Source organism: Butyrivibrio sp. AE3004, assembly GCF_000703165.1.
Taxonomy (GTDB): Bacteria; Bacillota; Clostridia; order Lachnospirales; family Lachnospiraceae; genus Butyrivibrio.
Window position 1 is genome coordinate 26,083 of sequence record NZ_JNLQ01000001.1, and the last position, 20,690, is coordinate 46,772.

Annotated in this window: 23 protein-coding genes; 13 read left to right on the plus strand and 10 right to left on the minus strand. The window is 37.8% G+C overall.

Annotated features, from left to right (window positions below):
- Window positions 1-21 precede the first annotated feature (21 nt).
- Both BV60_RS0100105 and BV60_RS21460 read right to left on the minus strand, forming a co-directional pair.
- Window positions 22-435: a hypothetical protein gene (locus tag BV60_RS0100105; protein ID WP_029318811.1), complete on the minus strand. Its 414-nt coding sequence runs from the start codon at window positions 433-435 to the stop codon at window positions 22-24.
- Window positions 432-3,440, minus strand: coding sequence for an Ig-like domain-containing protein (locus tag BV60_RS21460; RefSeq protein ID WP_051656385.1), 3,009 nt, complete (start codon window positions 3,438-3,440; stop codon window positions 432-434). The genes BV60_RS0100105 and BV60_RS21460 overlap by 4 nt, the downstream gene beginning before the upstream one ends.
- Before the next feature lie 252 nt (window positions 3,441-3,692).
- Between BV60_RS21460 and BV60_RS0100115 the strand changes: the two genes are divergently transcribed.
- Window positions 3,693-4,391 carry an ABC transporter ATP-binding protein gene (locus BV60_RS0100115; protein ID WP_029318813.1) on the plus strand — a complete coding sequence of 233 codons (699 nt, stop codon included), beginning with the start codon at window positions 3,693-3,695 and terminating at the stop codon, window positions 4,389-4,391.
- Between the two features lie 11 nt (window positions 4,392-4,402).
- Window positions 4,403-6,724, plus strand: coding sequence for an ABC transporter permease (locus BV60_RS0100120; protein WP_029318814.1), 2,322 nt, complete (start codon window positions 4,403-4,405; stop codon window positions 6,722-6,724).
- 59 nt (window positions 6,725-6,783) lie between these two features.
- Here BV60_RS0100120 and BV60_RS0100125 read toward each other — a convergent pair whose 3' ends face one another.
- Both BV60_RS0100125 and BV60_RS0100130 read right to left on the minus strand, forming a co-directional pair.
- Complete coding sequence (locus BV60_RS0100125; RefSeq protein ID WP_029318815.1) at window positions 6,784-7,185, minus strand: hypothetical protein; 402 nt, start codon at window positions 7,183-7,185, stop codon at window positions 6,784-6,786.
- A 217-nt stretch (window positions 7,186-7,402) separates the two neighbouring features.
- Window positions 7,403-7,678 (minus strand): HU family DNA-binding protein, encoded by a 276-nt coding sequence (locus tag BV60_RS0100130; protein WP_029318816.1) that lies wholly within the window; start codon window positions 7,676-7,678, stop codon window positions 7,403-7,405.
- A 242-nt stretch (window positions 7,679-7,920) separates the two neighbouring features.
- Between BV60_RS0100130 and BV60_RS0100140 the strand changes: the two genes are divergently transcribed.
- Entirely contained in the window at window positions 7,921-8,883 is a 963-nt protein-coding gene (locus BV60_RS0100140) for a hypothetical protein (RefSeq protein WP_029318817.1), read from the plus strand.
- 15 nt (window positions 8,884-8,898) lie between these two features.
- Here the strand turns inward: BV60_RS0100140 and BV60_RS0100145 are convergent, their stop codons facing one another.
- Window positions 8,899-9,081: a hypothetical protein gene (locus BV60_RS0100145; RefSeq protein WP_029318818.1), complete on the minus strand. Its 183-nt coding sequence runs from the start codon at window positions 9,079-9,081 to the stop codon at window positions 8,899-8,901.
- Window positions 9,082-9,372: 291 nt separating this feature from the next.
- On the opposite strand from BV60_RS0100145, the gene BV60_RS0100150 reads away from it, so the two are divergent.
- The 3 genes from BV60_RS0100150 (at window position 9,373) to BV60_RS0100160 (ending at window position 12,684) form a co-directional block, all read left to right on the plus strand.
- Window positions 9,373-10,224 (plus strand): metallophosphoesterase, encoded by an 852-nt coding sequence (locus BV60_RS0100150; protein WP_029318819.1) that lies wholly within the window; start codon window positions 9,373-9,375, stop codon window positions 10,222-10,224.
- Window positions 10,225-10,311: 87 nt separating this feature from the next.
- Complete coding sequence (locus BV60_RS0100155) at window positions 10,312-11,985, plus strand: AAA family ATPase (RefSeq protein ID WP_029318820.1); 1,674 nt, start codon at window positions 10,312-10,314, stop codon at window positions 11,983-11,985.
- A 66-nt stretch (window positions 11,986-12,051) separates the two neighbouring features.
- Window positions 12,052-12,684 carry a flavin reductase family protein gene (locus tag BV60_RS0100160; protein WP_029318821.1) on the plus strand — a complete coding sequence of 211 codons (633 nt, stop codon included), beginning with the start codon at window positions 12,052-12,054 and terminating at the stop codon, window positions 12,682-12,684.
- A 78-nt stretch (window positions 12,685-12,762) separates the two neighbouring features.
- Here BV60_RS0100160 and BV60_RS24425 read toward each other — a convergent pair whose 3' ends face one another.
- The 3 genes from BV60_RS24425 to BV60_RS0100175 are packed head-to-tail and all read right to left on the minus strand — an operon-like array spanning window position 12,763 to window position 13,628.
- Entirely contained in the window at window positions 12,763-12,951 is a 189-nt protein-coding gene (locus tag BV60_RS24425) for a fructosamine kinase family protein (protein WP_081846504.1), read from the minus strand.
- Window positions 12,911-13,054: a hypothetical protein gene (locus BV60_RS23370; protein ID WP_197029458.1), complete on the minus strand. Its 144-nt coding sequence runs from the start codon at window positions 13,052-13,054 to the stop codon at window positions 12,911-12,913. Before BV60_RS23370 ends, BV60_RS24425 begins: the two co-directional genes overlap by 41 nt.
- Window positions 13,038-13,628, minus strand: a complete 591-nt coding sequence (locus tag BV60_RS0100175) for a DUF6609 family protein (RefSeq protein WP_197029459.1) — start codon at window positions 13,626-13,628, stop codon at window positions 13,038-13,040. The genes BV60_RS23370 and BV60_RS0100175 overlap by 17 nt, the downstream gene beginning before the upstream one ends.
- Window positions 13,629-13,825: 197 nt before the next feature.
- Between BV60_RS0100175 and BV60_RS0100180 the strand changes: the two genes are divergently transcribed.
- Both BV60_RS0100180 and BV60_RS0100185 read left to right on the plus strand, forming a co-directional pair.
- Window positions 13,826-14,098 carry a PD-(D/E)XK nuclease domain-containing protein gene (locus BV60_RS0100180; protein WP_029318823.1) on the plus strand — a complete coding sequence of 91 codons (273 nt, stop codon included), beginning with the start codon at window positions 13,826-13,828 and terminating at the stop codon, window positions 14,096-14,098.
- Between the two features lie 61 nt (window positions 14,099-14,159).
- Window positions 14,160-14,495, plus strand: a complete 336-nt coding sequence (locus BV60_RS0100185; RefSeq protein WP_197029463.1) for a PD-(D/E)XK nuclease family protein — start codon at window positions 14,160-14,162, stop codon at window positions 14,493-14,495.
- Window positions 14,496-15,059: 564 nt separating this feature from the next.
- Here BV60_RS0100185 and BV60_RS0100190 read toward each other — a convergent pair.
- Window positions 15,060-15,905 (minus strand): hypothetical protein, encoded by an 846-nt coding sequence (locus tag BV60_RS0100190; protein WP_051656386.1) that lies wholly within the window; start codon window positions 15,903-15,905, stop codon window positions 15,060-15,062.
- 347 nt (window positions 15,906-16,252) lie between these two features.
- On the opposite strand from BV60_RS0100190, the gene BV60_RS0100195 reads away from it, so the two are divergent.
- Window positions 16,253-16,939 (plus strand): AAA family ATPase, encoded by a 687-nt coding sequence (locus BV60_RS0100195; protein ID WP_051656387.1) that lies wholly within the window; start codon window positions 16,253-16,255, stop codon window positions 16,937-16,939.
- 117 nt (window positions 16,940-17,056) lie between these two features.
- Here BV60_RS0100195 and BV60_RS0100200 read toward each other — a convergent pair whose 3' ends face one another.
- Window positions 17,057-17,425: a leucine-rich repeat protein gene (locus tag BV60_RS0100200; protein WP_029318827.1), complete on the minus strand. Its 369-nt coding sequence runs from the start codon at window positions 17,423-17,425 to the stop codon at window positions 17,057-17,059.
- A gap of 293 nt (window positions 17,426-17,718) precedes the next feature.
- On the opposite strand from BV60_RS0100200, the gene BV60_RS0100205 reads away from it, so the two are divergent.
- From BV60_RS0100205 to BV60_RS23945, 4 genes are all read left to right on the plus strand, one after another.
- Complete coding sequence (locus BV60_RS0100205) at window positions 17,719-18,759, plus strand: AAA family ATPase (RefSeq protein WP_029318828.1); 1,041 nt, start codon at window positions 17,719-17,721, stop codon at window positions 18,757-18,759.
- A 185-nt stretch (window positions 18,760-18,944) separates the two neighbouring features.
- A complete protein-coding gene (locus BV60_RS21465) occupies window positions 18,945-19,697 on the plus strand; it encodes a C40 family peptidase (protein ID WP_051656388.1) in 753 nt (250 codons plus the stop codon).
- A gap of 100 nt (window positions 19,698-19,797) precedes the next feature.
- A complete protein-coding gene (locus BV60_RS0100215; protein ID WP_029318830.1) occupies window positions 19,798-20,367 on the plus strand; it encodes a rhomboid family intramembrane serine protease in 570 nt (189 codons plus the stop codon).
- A 33-nt stretch (window positions 20,368-20,400) separates the two neighbouring features.
- The gene (locus BV60_RS23945; protein WP_255358065.1) at window positions 20,401-20,529 is read left to right on the plus strand and encodes a hypothetical protein; all 129 of its coding nucleotides are present in this window, start codon (window positions 20,401-20,403) and stop codon (window positions 20,527-20,529) included.
- Window positions 20,530-20,690: the final 161 nt, after the last annotated feature.

Here is a 20,690-nt window from a genome sequence, read left to right on the forward strand (position 1 = left end):
ATCCTCAAATAAATTGCTTACTTAATTCATTCCGGTGGTAAAAGGCGTTGTCATAATGCCGCTTTCAGAACCATCGGGATAGATGAGTTTGATAGTGCCATTATCATCAAAATGATATTCGGTAAGTAGCCCTTCATGAACAAGTTTATCTAATTCTTCTTTGAGAAGTGAATTAAGATTCTCGTCCTCACCGTACTCAGTTAGAATTTTAATTATTCGCTGTGTAACAGGATTCATGTTTTCACCTAAATTGTCTTCTTTATTGACTGCGTCTTCGCCATTGGCATCGAAGAGATCAGATTCACTTTCTTTTGAAGCAAGTGTTGAATTTTGTAAAAGTGAATCTTTCGATACTTCGGAATTCCCCTTGCATCCTGCGAGGATGCAAAGGGTTATCAATATAAGGAAAAATATTGTATCCGGTTTTTTTATCATTTTACAACCACGTTATCAATTACGCCTGCAGTATCGTAAGCAGAATCACCAACATCCCATACCTTGAACTGGATAGTGACTTTCTTTCCTCTGTACGCGCTGATGTTATAAGAAGCGTTCTTCCAGCCTGTATGGTATGCAGTTGAGTCTCCGCCTTCGAAGTCAACATCGCTAAGCTTAAGCCAGGTTGATGAGTTGATTGTTTCTGAAGCAATTTCTTTAACAACGTTTCCTTCTGAATCAAGAAGATATGCCGCAAACTTGTCATCAAACTTTGAATTTACATATTCCATCGGCTCTTCAGATACGCAGTCATAGCTAAAGCTGATGGTTGATGCGTTGTTTGGAACGATGAAGTCCTGCTTGATATAGCTGCCCTGAGTTCCATCGTAGTTTCCGGATTGTGAGCCCACACCGGTTGTGATGATAGCCATTCTGGAACCATCCTGAGGGAAAATCTCATCCAGACTGTAAAGAAGTCTGGTGTCTCCTTCTCTATACCAGCCGTTGAACTGAGGCTGCTCTTCAAAACTTCCGTTTATAAAATCTGTTGAAATATTGAAGGAAGCATCTTCTTTTCCTGTAAGAATAGGATAAGCAGGCTTGCGACCATCATTTGCACCATATACATTTTTGGCAGCTGTGAGAGCTTCCTTGGTGGTTTTGCCTACAAGCATCTGTTCAGCGAATTCCTTCATGAGATTTCTGCTGTAAGTTGCTAAAACAGTATTATGGAAACCAACTACAGTTTCAGCGCCAATGCCTGTAAGAGCTTTTGCCATTTTGTTATCAACATTTCCATCTTTACCCATAAATTCGCAAGTTTCTGAGAAAACTATTTTATTCCTTAGAGCGGAAGATGAATAATTAGCAGTAAAGAATTCAGGTTTTACCCAGTATCTTTCATCCCAAGTACCCTCTTCTGAATCCTTGCAGAGTACTCTTGCGATTCTGTGATTGTGCATATCCGCATAATATGTATTGTCCAGTGCATTGGTTGCACTTTCGTGTGTGCAAAGAACGGGACCACCATCATATGTGGAGCCATGCATACTGAATATTATCAGATCATATTTGTCGATTTGCTTTAGGGCAGCGACAGTAGCTTTTGTCTGATTATAATTTACGCCAAGCTTGGTCCAATCCGTTTTCAGAGTGTTATAGAATCCTGTTCTAAAGCTTGTATTAGCAAAACCAAAGAATACACCTGCTTTTATGCTCTTAGTACTTGCAGAATTACGCAATTTAAGAGAAGAAGGCACTTCTTTCATAAGTGAATTGAGTTTACCGCTATTAGAAAGATTACGGTCGGGTGCGGAGCCATTTGAATCGTCTGAAAACGGTTCAAGTGCCACACCGCCAAGAGATCCGTCTGTATATGTGAAAGGATAGATTGGATCTCCGGCTTTATAGTTACCTAATTCCTTAATGTTGCCTTCACTTTTAAGAGTTTCCAGAGCTGACTTTACAAGATCGGCATTTTTAGCTTTATCATCAGTAAATGAATCTGCAACTGACTTCAGTTTTGTATCTGTTTTAGACATCTGTTGTTTCTGTTCAGTTGACATTGTGCCGAGTACAGTGACGTTCATATTGTTTGATGTGATGGCCTTGTTGCCGACCATCGCAACAGCATGATAGGTAAATGTTCCCTTTTCATTATTAGAGTATTCTTTTAAGAATGAATAAACAGCATCACCTTTCATGTCATCGCCACTGTTTTGGTATTTACCATCATCTACCATGGTGCCGACCAGATTGTTTGCTGAATCATATAATTTAACGCTGTCAGCAAAACCGTCTACGTGCGCATAAAAAGTAGCTTTGTTACTGGCTGAAATACCTGCAACAAGATCCTGCGTAGGGATTTCGAGAGTGACGTTTGTAGCATAATCCTTAACAATAATGCTGATCTGTCCGACTACGCCGCTTCCGTCTTGTGCGGTTGCTGTAATGATAGCGACACCTTTCTTGATGGCATTAATTGTACCGTCCTGCGAAACGGAAACTACGTCAGAATTTAAACTTTTCCATGCAACGGATTTATCTGTTGCATCGGAAGGTTCGATACCTGCGGTAAGTTTTGCTGAGGTACCTACGAGCATTCTTGCAGAGCCTGTCTCAGATTTTACATTGATGTTTTTAACAAGAGACTTAACGGTTACTTTAGCTTTTGCTGAAATGCCGCTTCCATCGTTCGCAGTTGCGGTTATTGTGGCTGTTCCACCACGCTTACCTGTAATTTCACCTGTTTTTGAAACAGACACAATAGAAGTACTGCTGCTTGACCAGGTGATTTCTTTGTTTGTTGCGTTTTCAGGAAAAACTGTAGCTGATAATGTTGCCTTCTCACCTTTGTTTATTAAAAATTCTTCGGGATTGATGGCTATGGATGAAACCTTTGTTTCATTAGCAACTACAATTACGTTAACGTTGGCTTTTTTGCCACTTCCGTCTGTTGCAGCAACAGTTATCTGTGAACTGCCGGTAGAAGCTGCTCTGATGACACCATTCTTATCAACAGATGCAATGTTAGGGTTGCTGCTTGTATACTCAAGTTTCTTGTTAGATGCATTTGAGGGTGATATGGTTGCTGTTATTTGTGATGTTTCACCTTCTTTAATGGTAAGTAAAGGTGTTGATGTAGAAACTGATGAGACCGGTGTACCTACGATGATGGTACATTTTGCAGTCTGCTTGGTTCCTGCGATTTTTGCTGTGATAGTTGTTTTGCCCTTTTTCTTGGCAACAACTACACCTTTGTCGTTTACGGTTGCTACCTTAGAGTTTTTACTACTGTAAACAACTTTTTTCTTTTTTGGATTTGTGGTAGCTTTGAGCTTTAACTTTTTACCCTTTTTTAAGGTGTATGTGCTGTGGTTAAGTGAAATCCTGGATGAAGATTTCTTTGCTGCATACACTGTTGAAGCGTCAATAGGTACCGATGTGACGGTCAGTACTATGACCAAAATTAGTGACAGAAAAAATGCAATCTTTTTCTTCATACACTTATCCCCTCCTTTAATATTTTTTCCCCAAAAAACATCTACTCTATATCTTTACAGTAACGCAGAATGTTGTCAATTGAGTAAAGTGTAGAAATCATGTACCGATAATTGGTTACAATGATGCTTTCTGCATTACACCATAGGATGAAAGTTAATTGTTTGCGATATAAATTTGAAAAAATAGTTAGGCTGTGCTAACATCATGTTCATAAATTTATTCTATATTATGAAAATATAAGGGGAGTTAGGATGCAGCTGGAATTGCAGAATATAAAGAAATCATATGGCGAAGGAGGAAGCCGTATAGAAGTTCTAAAAGATATAAGTCTTGAAATAGAAAAGGGTGAGTTTGTGGTTCTGCTCGGACCATCCGGTTCAGGAAAATCCACACTGCTCAATATTATAGGCGGAATTGATACGGCTGATTCAGGAAAGATAATTATCAGGGGTAAGAGCATGTCAGAGATGGATGAAAAGGCTTTGACATCATACAGAAGGGAACACCTTGGATACATTTTTCAAATGTATAATCTTATACCGAATCTGACGGTAAGGGAAAATATCGAAGTTGGGGCATATCTGTCCAAAAATCCATTAAATATAGATGAAATCATATCCGTCCTTGGACTTTCTGAGCATCAGAATAAGGTGCCAAGTCAGCTTTCGGGAGGACAGCAGCAAAGATGCGCCATTGGCAGGGCTATTGTTAAAAATCCGGATATTCTCCTTTGCGATGAGCCTACGGGGGCATTGGATTATAACACTTCAAAGGAAATCCTGGCACTTATTGAAGAGGTCAATCAAAAATATGGAAATACAGTTGTCATGGTAACCCACAATGATGCCATCAAGAATATGGCGGATTTTGTTGTAAAACTAAGGGATGGAGTGATAAGGAAAAGCTACAGGAACGAAGAAAAACAAACTGCAGCAGAGCTTGACTGGTAAGGGGCAGGGTTATGAAGAATCCGTTAAATAAGAGGCTCCTTAGGGAGCTTTCATGTGATATAGGAAAATACATAGTTATATTTATCCTTCTTGTTTTATCCATAGGATTTGTATCCGGCTTTTTGGTAGCCGGGGAGAGTATGATCAAGGCCTATAATGAGAGCTTTGAAAAATACAACATTGAGGATGGAAATTTCAGAACAGAAGAGGAGCTCACTGATGCACAGAAAAAATGGATTGAAAAAAAGGGTGTATCGGTCTATGACAATTTTTATGTCGAAAGAGAATTCGATAACGGCACAAAGCTCAGAATCTTTGCCGACAGAAAAGAGGCAGATAAAGTATGTTTGATGGAGGGAAGACTTCCCAAGGATTCCTATGAGATAGCTATAGACCGAATGTATGCGGATAATAACAAACTGAGTGTGGGTGATACGATTTGCTCTGACGAAAAGAGCTATAGTATTGTCGGACTTGTGGCGTTATCGGATTATAGCGCACTGTTTTACAGCAACAATGACATGATGTTTGATTCGTCTGCTTTTGGAGTGGCTATAGTATCACAAAAGCAGTTTTCGGAATATGAAGAGAGATCTGTTCATTATAATTATGCCTGGATATATGATGAAAAACCGGAGAATGAGGAAGAGGAGAAAAAAATCTCGGACGATCTCATGAGCGCAATGGCAAAAAAGGTCAGTCTGGAGAATTTTATTCCCAGATATCTTAATCAGTCCATTACGTTTACAGGCACCGATCTTGGGGGTGATAAGGCAATGGTGGAGGTTTTGCTATATATCATCATTATCATTATTGCTTTTGTATTCGGAGTGACCATTAATAATACGATTCATAAGGAAGCTACGGTAATCGGAACTTTGAGGGCTTCGGGATATACAATAAATGAGCTTATCAGGCACTATATGGCGATGCCACTCATAGTGACTATTATTGCTGCGATCATCGGGAATATCCTTGGGTATACCTGTTTTAAGGAGGCCTGCGTCTTAATGTACTATGGAAGCTATTCACTTCCTACCTATGTTACTGTCTGGAGTGTGGAAGCTTTTTTGAAGACCACGGTAATCCCTATGATCATAATGATTGTGATCACTTACTTTATTCTAAGAAAAAAGCTGGCACTTGGACCGCTACAGCTTATCAAGCGCGATCTTTCCGGAAAAAAGCAAAAGTCAGCTGTTCCTTTAGACAAAAGGATCAGATTTCTCGACCGATTCAGGATTCGCATACTGATTCAGAATAAGAGCAGTTACCTGATACTTTTTGCGGGATTATTGTTTGCTAATATGCTTTTATTCTTTGGAATGATGCTTCCGCCGATCCTTGTTCATTATCAGGGAATTGTAACGGATACAATGCTTGCAAAGCATATTTATATGCTGCAGATCCCTGCAGGTGCCATAGATGAGGATGATGAGCTTTCATCAGCTTTTTCATATGTCCTTCTACTTAACAAAATATGTACCAATAACCGGTCAGCTGAAAAGTTTTCCGCATACAGCTTAAAGACCACCGGGGAAGGCGGTACGAGAGTAGAAGATGTCGTTTTATACGGGGTAAAGGACGATAGCAGATATATCAATGCTAAATTCGATGAAAAGACTGTTCTGGTTTCGTCGGCATATGCAGATAAATATGATCTTAAGGAAGGAAATGTCATAACACTTAAAGAGCCTTATGAGGATAAATATTATGGTTTTAAGGTGACGGGGGTTTATGATTACGACGGCGGAATTGCAGTATTTATGGGACTTAAGCACCTAAATGAGGTCATGGGGCTTGATGAGGAGTTTTTCTCCGGATATTTTTCTGATACGGAAATAACTGATATTGACAGCAAATATATCGGAACTACAGTAGATGAAGAATCCCTTACAAGGGTTTCCAGGCAGCTTATGATCTCCATGGGAAATCTTATGTACATGATTGATGGTTTTTCAGTGATCATGTTTATTGTACTGATATATCTTCTGTCTAAACTGATAATTGAGAGAAATGTCCAATCAATTTCAATGTCAAAGATTTTGGGGTATTCCAAAAAAGAGATAGCGGGACTTTATATAGTTCCCACTGCGATAGTGGTAGTTGCATCGCTCCTTATTTCATATCCCATTTTGTCGTATGTGATGGTTTGGATTTTCAGGGTTATGCTAAAGCGGATGATGAGCGGGTGGATGATCATATGGCTTGATCCGTCGGTTTATGTGAAAATGTTTCTTATGGGCATAATAACTTATGCATTTGTAGCGGTGCTCGAGTACAGGAGGATAGGACGTATCCCTATGAGTGAAGCACTAAAGAACGTGGAATGAATAAAGCAACGCCATTCTTATTTATCGGGAAATAAGAATGGCGTTATTACTTAGCTTTGTCATTCATCGTCCATACTGATATTATCGCTGCCTTCATAGACATCTTTTATGCGGATAAGCTTCCGGATATCTTCCGGAAAATCAGAAAGCAGAACTTCGGACATGGAATCCACATCATGTGCTATTCCGCCATAAATGTAAGGCCTTTCCATATCGTCTTCAGAAAGAATTTCCGGCGTCTGTTCGAAGGTTATTCCCTTGACAATGCAGTTATATGAACCCTCAAGTATGAGAATGTTGTCCTCTTCGTCGATCTCAGAGAATGTAATTTCAGGATCCAGAATCTCTCTATTTTTGGTTATGCTTTCAAGGATTTTGTTCTCAATATATTCTCGGAGCTGTGAAATATCTACATCAATAGAAAAATCCTGTATGAGCTTACCGTGATATCTTGCTCCCATAGACTATGCCTCCTCATCTAAAAGCACATGTTTGCCAGTGACTAAATGTGACCGGATGTTCTTATAAATGATTATACAGTTGAAGAACCGCAAATAGTGCGGGTTTAGGGAAATTTAATAGATTTTTGAAGAATTGTAAAAAACCGACCGATCTATTATGAAAATAGATCAGTCGGCTTTTTCTTAGTGATAAAACAATCCTGTTTACTAAAAAATATTAGTTGTTTACAAGATCCTTAAGAGCTTTACCAGCCTTGAACTTGGGAGCTACAGAAGCGGGAATCTTAATCTCTTCACCGGTCTGAGGGTTCTTACCTGTTCTAGCTGCTCTCTTTGTGGTCTCAAATGTACCGAAGCCTACAAGCTGAACCTTATCTTTCTTCTTAAGCTGTTTTGATACAACGTCTGTAAAAGCCTTAAGTGCCTTTTCAGTGTCCTTTTTGCTAAGGCCTGTTTCTTTTGCCATAGCTTCAACAAGTTCTGTCTTATTCATACCTTTCATACCTCCATAAGAATGTGAGTCGGGGCTTAATGCCCATCACGTCCCATTTTACCTCTTTTTCGCTGATTTGTGAATAAGTTTCCTTGATTTTATGCGCTTTTTGATACATTATGCCCTTATGAGTGTGGATTGTCCGTGTTATTGTAAAAAGAAACTCTTTGATTTACACTTTAAGAAAGGTAACTATCAAACTTCAAAAAATAATGATTCGATCATTTAGGAGAGGGGCCCAAATGAAGAAGAAAACATTATCTTTATTTTTGATGTCTACTATGGTATTCTGCCTTGCTTTCGGCTTTGGCAAAAAGGAAAACGATAAAATCGGAAATCCCGCAAGCGAAATAAGTGCGTATGCGGATTTTCTATCTGATTACATGAAACATCCGGTGATCTCTGCCAAGATTGCAGATGAATGGGATGAGGACGATAAGCCGGAAAATTCTCAAGATGTTTTTTTCACTTTGATATATGTTGATGATGACGATATCCCTGAGCTTGCATTATCCAATGGAAGTTGTCCATGGAATCCCGTACATCTATTTACATACGCAGACGGTTCGGTTAAGGAGATGGGTGAATACTCAATGTATGGGAAAATGTACTACTCTCCGAAAAAAGGATACATACTTCCGATGTATTATTTTCCTCCTGGAAATGCGGAGATAAACATTTACGGAAGTGAAAAGACAATTTATTACGATATTGACAGGATTGTAAACAGTTTTCTACCTGTGGCAGATTATAACTGCAGTTCACTGTCCTCAGTAAGGGACATCACCGGGGAACTTGAGCGTATGAAGAAAGTAGCTCCCACAGGAATCACGCCTCTCGGAGCACCTATTGTGGATGACTCATATCTTACGGAAGGCGAAGTTTTGTTTAAAGGTAAACACGCCGATCAGATTCCCGGTATATGGTATCTTAGTACTGATGATGATTATGACATTACCTGGATTGAATTTGACAACAACGGGACATTTACTGCTCACGGCAACGTTGAGGGAGACGTTATTTCCGGATATATCAGTTATGAACAGGAATCACCGCTTCTTGAAGATGGTGGTATATATTACCTGTTTTACCCTGACGGTACACGGTATGATGGCTTTGAGATTGGGCCTGTTGAAGATTACGGGTATATGATGAACTTTTTTGGAAGAGTGTATTATAAACATCCTTTTTTTGATGCCAAGTAGCAGGTTTTGCAATGATTAAACAACTTCTTTCAATTCTGCCTGCGGTTTTTTGTCAGAATCCTGCAGGTTTTTCTTTTTGATAAATACTATTGCAGCAATATACAATCCATATAATACGATAACCGAAATAGGGCCGGATATATCAACCTGAGATTTAATGCTCTCATAACCAATGCCATTCATGATAAAAAGTGACATATATAGCCTTTAGAATTCACCTCTGACATTCGATCAAAAACATTTGAAATTTTCATAATTCCACCCTCACAACTTTAATATAATACCGATAACATATTGATATCTTTTAGATTTTAGTATATTAAATTATGTCCAACATATATGTTAAAACAATGTATTTTATTTGCTTGGAAAAAGGGCAAAAAATTAGCAAGTATATACTTTAAAACATGAGTAAAAATATGTTATGTTCTTGAAAGAGTATATGAAGTGAATTTTGATAGTATGAGCTGATTTCGTATTGGAGGTAACATGAGCAAACAAGGAGTAGAACACAAAAACAAACCACGGAAGAAGCATGTTCTTAGTATACTGTTAATAATAATAGTCTTGGTCGTAAGTACAGCATGGTTTGAGCAACCTGTTACAGAGCATATTAAAGTAAGCGGTGAAGGAAAGCTTAATTCACCTATACGTATTGCACTTATTACAGATCTTCATTCCTGCTATTATGGAAAGAATCAGTCTCAGCTTATAAAAATGATAGATGATGAAAATGCGGACTTGATCCTTTTAGCAGGGGATATTTTTGATGATAGATTAAGTGAGACTAATACAAAGCTTTTTATTGAGGGAATCTGCGATAGATATCCCTGCTATTATGTAACCGGGAATCATGAATTATGGAGCGGAAAACAGGACGAAATTAAAGAATACCTGGCTGAAAATAATGTTATTCCGGAAGACGGTACTTATTCTGTTCTGGAAGTAAATGGTAATACGATTGTGATTGCCGGTGTTGATGATCCAACATATATGACAATGGACGAATGGTCACACCAATTTGAAGAAGCATATTGTGAGGAATATGCGGATAACTACAAGATTCTGATGTCCCATAGACCTGAAATGGGAGACGTATACGCACGCTATGATTATGATCTCGTTGTATGCGGTCATGCACATGGCGGACAATGGAGGATTCCTTTTACCGGATATGGGGTTGCTTCGCCAAACCAGGGACTTCTTCCTAAATATGTTGATGGCTTATATAAACTTTCAAATGGAACAGATATGGTCGTAAGCAGAGGCTTGTGCCGAGAAAGAATGCCATATCCAAGATTTTTCAATCATCCGGAGGTTGTGATTATAGACGTAGAGTAGAGAGCAGAGTGACAAGGAGTTATTGAGAATAGTATAATTATTTGTATAATTACAAAGATTTGGATAGAGCGAAGGAGCTTTACATATATGGACTTTAAAGTTGGTGTTGGTAAGTCTGATTTCAGAGATATGAGAGAAGCAGGCAATTATTATGTTGATAAGACTGAGATGCTGTATGAGCTAGTGCATGATACGGATAATGCAGTCAGCCTATTTACCAGACCGAGGCGCTTTGGAAAAACTCTGATGATGAGCATGATGGAGAATTTCTTTAGTGTAAGGAAAGACAGTAGGGAAATCTTTGATGGTCTGTCGATTATGGGACACAATGATTTCTGTGAAAAATGGATGAATAAGTATCCGGTTCTTTTTGTGTCTTTTAAGGATGCTGAAGCAGACAACTTTGAAGATGCGTATGGTATGCTTAAGACGCAGCTGTCTGAAGTATGCAAGAATATCGCTGATATCATGGAAAATAAAGTGATAAATGATGCTGACAGACAGATTTTTCGTAGACTAATGGAAAATGATGCAAGCACATCGGAGGTGAAGTTCTCTTTAAAGACCTTGATGAGAATGTTAAATGCAGTCTATGGGAAAAGGGTCATCCTTCTTATCGATGAATATGATGTTCCGCTTGCGAAAGCAAGCGAAAAGGATACTTCAGAAAATGGCTACTATGGGAAAATGCTGAATGTGATCAAGGGCATTATGAGTACTGCGCTAAAAGACAACGAATTTCTTCAATTTGCGGTTATTACAGGGTGCCTTCGTATTGCGAAGGAGAGCATTTTTACAGGTACTAACAAGTTTGCATCATACTCAGTTCTTGACGATGGATTTTCAAAGTATTTCGGATTCCTTGATGAGGAAGTTGATGCTATGCTTGAGACTGCAGGAAGACAGGATAGAAAAGATATAATCAAGCAATGGTACAACGGATATACATTTGGAAGAAGTTATCTGTATTGTCCCTGGGATGTGATCAATTATCTTTCTGAACTGAGAAAGGATGAGATCCTTCTACCAAAGAATTACTGGAAGAATACAAGTCACAATGGCATACTGCTTACCTTTGTAAAGAGAACTGATTTTGATGTATCCGACAAGTTTGAGACTCTGTTAAATGGAGGAACCGTATCCGCAACCATAACTGATCAGCTTACATATGATACATTGCACTCTTCTGAAGACAACCTCTGGAGTGTTCTTCTTATGACAGGATATATAACAAAAGCAGATAAAAGCGAAAGTGGAAATGCAGTATTCTTAAAGATTCCCAATAAGGAGATTTCATCCATATTTGAAGATACAGTTGTAAAATTCTTTGAAGAAACTGCAGATACCGAAACAATTACATCACTTATAAATGCGTTTTGGCAAAGTGATGAAGCTAGAGCTACTAAGCTTATATCTGACCTTTTGTGGAATACAATCAGTTATAATGATTATCATGAGGATTATTATCATGCGTTTCTTGCCGGTATTTTTGTTGGTCGTGGATATAGCGTTGAATCTAATAAGGAAAAGGGTCTTGGAAGACCGGATATCTATCTTAAAGATAAAAAGAATCGCAGGGCCATCATAATAGAAGCAAAAAAATCCGGGAGCGAAGCTGATCTTGATAAGGACTGCGATGAAGCAATTAAGCAGATTATAGATAAGAAGTATGCAGAGGGATTATACGGATATGAACAGATATTCTGCTATGGAGTTGCATTTTTTCAGAAACAGGCAAAAGTGAGGAAGATGAATATATAGGTTAATAAGTATGTGAGTAACAAGGAATCAGTTAACAATAATTCAGGAGGTAGGAAAATGGCAGAGATGAACACAAAGGCAATGTACAAGTTATCTTATGGACTTTTCGTATGTACTGCGGTTAAGGGTGATAAGAAAAATGGCTGTATTATCAACACCGCTATTCAGGTGGCTTCAGAGCCCAATCGCATCTCAATTGCTGTGAATAAGGCAAATTACACCCATGACATGATTAAAGAAACAGGTCTGTGTAATATTTCTGTTATCAGTAATGATGCTAAATTCGAGCTTTTCAAGCACTTTGGATTCCAATCAGGAAGAGATGTTGATAAGTTTGATAGTAGTTTTCCGACATCATCATATAAAACTGCTGAGAATGGGATTCCTTACATTGTTGATGGAACCAATGCATATTTCTCATTGAAAGTGGAGCAGATGGTGGATCTTGGTTCACATACTCTTTTTATATGTGAGCCTACTATGATGGAGGTCCTTTCTGATACTTCTTCCTGTACATATGAATATTATCAGAATAATATTAAGCCAAAGCCTGAGGCTGTTGGTACAACTCCTAAGGGTGAGACGGTTTGGCGTTGTGTTATATGCGGCTACGAATGGGTAGGAGAGGAACTGCCTGATGACTTTATTTGTCCTATATGTAAGCATCCGAAAGCCGATTTTGAAAAGGTTCAGAAGTAAAATACAGAAAAATAATTGCAATTTGATTATGGAAAGTAATAGAAAAAGTCGGTCAATGACCGACTTTTTCTATTATAATTATAAGCTATATTTTTCAATTGTCCTCACCACAGCCGGCAAATAAGCACTTCCAAATATATTCAGATGGTTGGTAAGGTGATATAGGTTATACAGATCACGCCTATCCTTATATCCCGGAACAGTACCCATCATCTCAAAATATGCCTCATAAAACCTTGAAGCAAATCCACCAAAGAGCTCCGCCATGAACAGCCTGTCTTTTTGCTACCTGTACATCTTTTCCATATACTAATGAGACAGCCTCTTTTAATGAGCTGCATACATGTGGCTTATCAGAAATTGTTTCCATTACAGCCTCCATCCCCAATCGCCTGATTCGAAAGCTTTTCGGGTTTTCCAAAAAATTTGGTGGGTTTTGAAATGAAGAACAAATATACTCCAAAGAGCATTTTTACTATAGCATCAGACACAACAACCCAAAGAAGCGGAATATCTGCTGACGCATATCCGGCTATAGATATAATGATGCAGACTATTCCAAGAAATATCATGCTCCAACCATGAACAACAAATAAAAGCAGGAAATGAATAGCAGTTGCCAAAAGCACCCCAAGCCATATATGTCTCCAATGCCATCCCGGGATAAACGGGCCTGCTATGGCAAACATCAGGATAAACAGTGCAACGATGCTTATGTAAATTACCTTAATCTGTAATTTTGAGATACTGCCTTGTGATAGCTTTTTCCTTAGCTTTTTATTTACATTTACTCCAAAGAAGCAGGCATAATATCCGGCAAGAAAAACAAAAGGGTTAACAAGAAAACTTCCCCCGAAAACAGCTGAGATAATCAGAACTAATCCTATAAGGATAAGCCACAGCCCACACTGTTTTTTGTGATTAAATTCAAGCATTTCTTTCATTAGTCTTTTCCTCCACGTCTGTAATTTTCACTCTATTACAGCTCCTAATGCTTTATAATTATTTCAAACTTTACGTATTTTAGTATAGATTATACTATAAACCGTTATGATGATGAAAAAAAGTAAAATTATTAACATTTTATTTAATGGATTCCTATTCAAAGCCTTTAGGTATTTTTTAGGATTGTAAAGTAATAATGAGATATCATATTACTTCAAACAGGGAAAGCGGTTTTGAAAGATATGATGTATGCCTTGAGCCTCTTGATGCTAAGGATCCTGCGTATATTTTGGAGTTTAAAGTATTTGATCCTGATGAAGAAAAGACCCTCCAGGATACTGTAAAAAAGGCCCTTCAGCAAATAGAAGAAAAAAATTATGATGCAGACCTTCTCGCCAAAGGAATAAGCAAAGACATAATTCATCACTATGGATTTGCCTTTGAAGGAAAGCACGTGCTTATAGGGTGAACTCTTGCAAGGCTTAACACCACAGATTTTCCGAAAGACCGCAACGGCAATCCCACAATCCGTGAGAATTGGATATATCGATTTGATGCATTATGATGAAAATGGAACACTTCATATCATTGATTGGAAAACAAGCTCCAAGTTTGATAAGGAACATCTTATAAGCGCTGGAAGACAGTTAATCTTTTACGCTCTTGCGAAAAGGGCTGAAGGCTATATTGTAAGTCGTGTTTCATGGGTAATGCTTAAATATTGTGTCACCAAATGGCAACTTAAGAACGGCAAGTCTAAGGTTAAGAAGATCATTCTTAAGGGCGTAAGCAAGAAGAACAGAGCTAAGGCTGTTAAGAAGGTACAGAAGAAGGTTGGCAAGAAGATTAAGGTTTCTGCTAAGTAATTCTTACAATCTTAAAAAAGTAACAAGGTCTTAAACGGACTATGAAAGACAAGTAAGTATAAGCATTATCAATATTTATTCGGAGAGTCGATATCAGTAGGTACCGGCTCTCCTTTTTTGCGTCGGATAAAACGACATTTTTATCGCACTAATTTACACCCGATATTGACCATAAGAGTCAATTATTCAACCAGGTACTCTTTTAAAGTAAGCGGTAAATAATGAGTACCTAATAAAATCCCCTTTTACATGAGACAATAGAACTTGTAAAAAATGTGCACACTTTTCACAGTTTTCACATTTTTCCCAGTTTTTCCAACCAGTTTCAGTGAAGGGGGAATTCATTAATTGCTATGTCTATAGTTGCAGAGTTACTACATTTAGGTGTGAGTTGGGGATTGAAAGAAGACCTGACAGGTTCTGAGACTATATCAACATATACGATATTAAGTTTGTGGCTTGTGATATTGTTCGCCACGCACCACTGGTGATCAGGCATACCACTATTACAACACTCCTGAATAAGATGCAGCCACTCATTGGGATCTAGATGTATATCGTGGTCTACTTCTTCGCTGCGAGCAAGGCTTCAAGTTCAGCTATTCGTGCATCCTTTTCAGCAAGTGCTGTATCCTTTTCAGCAATCTCAGCATCCTTCTCAGCGATGATTTTATTATATTCCTCAGCAGCTTCTTCGCGTATGGATTTTTCATGAAGCTCTTCGTTATATTCAAATATACTCATGTGCTTAACCTCCGCTCGATTCTTCCTAAGAAAATCCTCCAGGATTCCTTCAGATATGCACTCATCAATTGATTTTACAACAGCATCCTCAATGGTTGTGTCAGGAACAGCAGCATATCGCCTGATCCTGCCTACGAAAATTGAATAATCCCTAAGGCTCTTGCAGGCTTCCATGATCTTAGGATTATGGTTTTCGTTGATGTTGATGATCGTGGCAGTCAGCTCGAGTTCCGGTGTGGCTACCTTTTTTTCAAATTGATCCGAAAGCCTTACTGTTTCAATGTCTTCAGTCATCCCTGTGCCATTGTAGAAAACCACAAATCTGGGTACCGGAATCTTGATAACCGATGACTTATAAATATCCTCTTTTGCAACGATACCGGCCAGCAAATCGGATTCATAAAACAGGAATCTCAGACAGATATTTCCACATTTCGTGGACTGGTGCTCATACAGACTCATTTCAAATCCGAAGACGAAGGATATATCATTCTTCATCTTGATGAAAACACCTTCCTCAAGTGTGTTGATCTCCAGATCATCCACATTGTCATAATTTGTGCCATTTACGGCATTGTATAAGGAAAGCAGTTCCTTTTTGCTGTTAAAAAGCATCCTGAAAACTGTATCCTTATGTTTGCTGTTTACTGTTAATTTGTTACTCAAATTTTCCTCCTTGTACATTTTCTTAGCATCTACCAGAAAACCATACAAGGTTGTGAAAACAGAAATAATCAAAATATATCGTTATTTTCATTATATCCTACATCGCATCTACAAACAATCAATGGAAAAAATGGGAGATACTCCCGGAAACCGGTATGGTTTTCTGACGAGAAATCATAATAATAGATATTACGCACGATGTCAATTCACAATTTGCGTGGCACTGCTGCAGTATATCCGATTGATTGTTTGTAATTGCCATGTAGGATATAATAAAATCAATATCAAATCAAAGTCCTAAAATACTGGATTTGTAATATTATTATGCCTACTTATGGAGATAACACATGGGAATATATTTAAACCCCGGTAAAAGTTCATACGAAGAAGCCGTGAATTCAGAGATTTATGTTGATAAATCCGAACTGATAGCTTATCTGAATACTGTTGTAAAGACTAAACAGAAGTATGTAAGTGTATCTCGCCCCCGCAGATTTGGTAAGACCATGGCGGCAGATATGATATGTGCATACTATGACAGGGAAGCCGATAGCCGGGATTTATTTGAAAAAGTACAGCTGTCAAAGAATTCGGCAGCCTCCGGTAAAGACAGATGGGATGAATATTTAGGCAGTTTTGATGTTATCCGCATAGTCATGACCAAGTTTTTTAAGAAGACAAACTCCGTAGATGAAGGGCTTGAAAAAATGCAGCGCCTGGTTTCGAGAGAGCTCATGAAAAAGTATCCCGATGCCGATTATTTTGATGAAAAAGATCTGATACAGACAATTGAAGATGCTTATGCTGAGAACAAGTGGCAGCTTGTAATTGTTATAGATGAGTGGGACGCTGTTTTCAGAGAATTTCCGGAAGATAAGAACGGTCAGATTACATATCTTGATTTTTTACGTGACCTTATCAAAGATAAAAGCTATATTGCACTGGCATACATGACAGGCATCCTGCCGATTAAGAAATATGGAAAACATTCCGCTCTAAATATGTTCACCGAATACTCCATGACTTATGTGTAAATAAATTAGTGATACATAATAGAGAGCTGGTACCAAATTGATACCAGCCCTCCGACTAAAATATTAGATAATGCTTATACTAAATTGTTTTCGACAGTCCGTTTAAGACCTTAATTATTACTTTTTCTTACTTGTCTTTTTGTTGAACTTCTTAACAAGTTTAACTCTACCCTTCTTGTAAGCCTTTGACTTCTTGAGGTTCTTGATGTTGGTCTTCTTGTTCTTACCGGTAATCTTGATCTGTGTTCCCTTCTTAGCCTTAAGGAGTGACTTGAATGCATCCTTTGTAAGCTTAGCATCCTTAACAGAGATGTACTTAACCTTACTGTTTGCGAATGCCTTAGGATCGATGCTTGTGATGTTTCCAGTAATGTTGATCTGAGTAACATCAGAATCTGCAAATGCATTAGCTGCGATAGAAGTTACCTTGTACTCGTTACCAGCAGAATCCTTAACTGTTGCAGGAATTGCACATGTTCCGGACATGTCGGCTGTTCCCTTGAAGGATACTTCGAACTTCTCAGGATTTGTTACTACATAACCGGTTTCTTTACCTGTTGTAGCATCCTTAAGTTCTGTTCCGGCTGCGGGAGCCTTACCTGTTGTAGAACCATCAGACTTCTTGTCAGCGTCAGCCTTAGCTGCCTTAGCTGCTGCGGTTGCATCTGTAGCTGCCTTGAGTTCTTTTCAATTATGAAGAATTATGAAAATAGAGTTGAATTATGAAGATTTATGAAAGTATAATAAATTATGAAGATTTATGAAAGGAAAAGCATCTTATGAAAAAGGACAATCCATTTACACTTACATTTGGGAAACAACCGAATGAGTATATTTCACGATATGAAAATACAGACACAGTTATAAGTACATTTGAAGCGGATAATCCAGTCAGCCAGGCGTATCTGATTGAGGGAATCAGGGGGAGCGGGAAAACGGTTCTTATGACTTCTATAACTAATGAACTTGGAAAAGACAAGGACTGGGTAGTGATTGACTTAAATTCAACTCAGGATCTGATAGATGATTGTGCGATGAGACTTTTAGATTCGTGTAAAAGATTTCCTAATATTTTCAAACAAGGTTTTAGCATTTCAATCGCTGGCTTTGGAATTGGGGTAGATGGAAACGATTCACCAAAAGATAGTGTGAGCATAATCGATGAGATTTTATCATCCTTCAAAAAGCATAATAAAAAAGTTGTTATTACTATAGATGAGGTGTTACATGATGACAATATGCGCCATTTTGCCAGTCAGTTTCAAATATTTGTTAGAAAAAATTATCCGGTATTCCTAATTATGACAGGTTTATATGAAAACATTTATGCAATACAGAATGATCCGGCACTGACATTTTTATTGCGTACTCCTAAGATTCAATTGGAACCTTTAAGCCTTCATCAGATTTTTAAGCAATATGCAGAGATTTTTCAACTGGGAGAGGAGCAGGCTAGAAACCTTGCAAAGATTACAAAAGGATATGCCTTTGCCTTTCAGGCATTAGGGCTTTTATATTATGAGTATCGTGATGAAATGGAGCTGGATGCTATTTTATCCAAACTTGATGATATGCTTGATGATTTTGTCTACAAAAAGATATGGATGAGTTTGTCAAAGCAGGATAAAGATGTAATTCTTTCTATAAAAAAAGAAAATACAAAGGTTAGTGATATTTGTAAAAAGCTGAATATGTCATCGAGTGTTTTTTCAAGATATCGTGACCGTCTTATAAAAAGAGGACTACTTATGTCATCACAACATGGTTATGTCTCACTGACGCTTCCGCGTTTTGAGATCATAGCGAAAAGTTATGAGTAAAAATTTGGTCCAATGAAATGCTGATTTTATCTACCCGCTAAAAAGCAAATGGTGCCTCGCTCAAGATGATCATCTAGAGCGATAGCACCTTTTTTATTAAGAGATTTTTTATAATTGCACACCCAAACTTAGTCTAGAATAATTCATATAGAGAGGCAGATGGCATGTTAGGGAGGTCATTTCTTATGAAAATCACTAGAGCTTTGTTTATATTTTTTATTATGATTTTGCTAGTTGGTTTTATTCCTGCAAGTCCAGTTTATGCCCAAAAGGCTAATGATAAATATACGGTCAATCTTTCTTATGGAAAAAACTTAAAGAAAGAAGCCCTAAAAGACGACCAGATTCAGCTTGTAGTCAAGCAAGGAAAAAAGGTTCTCAAGCCAAGTAGTGTTAAGTTCTCTTCATCAAAAAAGAAGATTGCCGTAGTAAATAAAAAGGGTATCATTTCCTGCAAAAAGGCAGGAACAACTATTATTACAATCAAGTACAAAGGCAAAAAAGCTAAAATCAAGCTGATTATAAAAACACCTCCCACGCTAAAAGAAGATGGGCAGGACACTGATGACCAGGATAGCGGAAATGACCTTGGAAGACAGATCGTATCGTATGCATTAGGATTTGTGGGCATCTGTCCCTACGTATATGGCGGTAATTCATTAACTAACGGTACTGATTCACCAGGATTTGTTATGCTTGTATATGAACACTTTGGATACAATTTACGAGGATTTGGATCTGTTGCCGGTTTATGTACTGCTGGAATAGCCGTAGATTTAGACTCTATGAAGGAAGGAGATATCATTTGCTATAGAAATAGAGTCGGAATTTATATTGGTAATGGCCTAATCGTTGTGGCATATGATGAAGCTCAAGGCATTGTTTGTAAACCAATGTACTTTGACAATGTTGTTGATATACGTAGAGTTATTCCTTAATAGTACACGTACTTGTGGCTTTTAGTAAAAAGTTGGTAAATTAAAATTACTGTTACTTAGAGTAATACTTAAGAAAAGAATGTTTGTACAAGGAATTACGATGAACGGTAATCTTGATATTTTGAGCTATCCTGTAACATACGGGATAATTGGAATAAACATAATAGTATTTTTGCTTATCAATATGAAAAAGCTCGATACATATGCGCTTGGATCATCCTATATCAATACGGTGCAGGAAAAGCAGTACTATAGGGTCATCACAAGTGCATTTACGCAGAAGGAATTTCTGCATCTTATCTGCAACATGTACTCCCTGTACAACATAGGCAGGATTCTTGAACATGCTCTTAAATCAAGACTGTATGCGGCTTGTTATGTACTTATTATGCTGGCAGGCGGTTACATATCAGCAAGAATCCACAAAAAGAGTTCACCTTTTACTGTAAGCATCGGGGCATCCGGTGTCATCTGTGGCCTTCTTGGAATATATATGGTGATAGCTTTTTCTGTCATGGGTCTTTCCGGGTTACGCTCGATGATTCCAACTATTGTTGTTCTTGCACTCATGACAACTTCCAAAAAGATAGATTCAATAGGTCATTTTACGGGACTTGCAGTGGGAATAATATGTGGGGTAGTTTTGGTAATCTTATATCCTTTTGTATGAAGTGTTGTATAAAGATAAAGCAGGGTAAATTAGATGGATTTAAGAAAATACATGATAATCGCCAAGGGCGAGATATGCACAAAAAAAGTAAGATCATGTGTAAAGAATCTTGAAACCAATAAATATGATGTTACCTATTGTCAGATTAACCTAAAACAGTAAAATATACATATACGAGAAAGCTCACAACCATGGGCTTTCTTTTTTTTCACATTTTACATTACTCTCCATTTAGGTTAAATTTTTAAAGCTAAAAATCGTAAAAAGCCGTACCATTTAAGCTATTTTTGTAAAAAGCCGTAATTTTAAAGATAAAAGTGTAA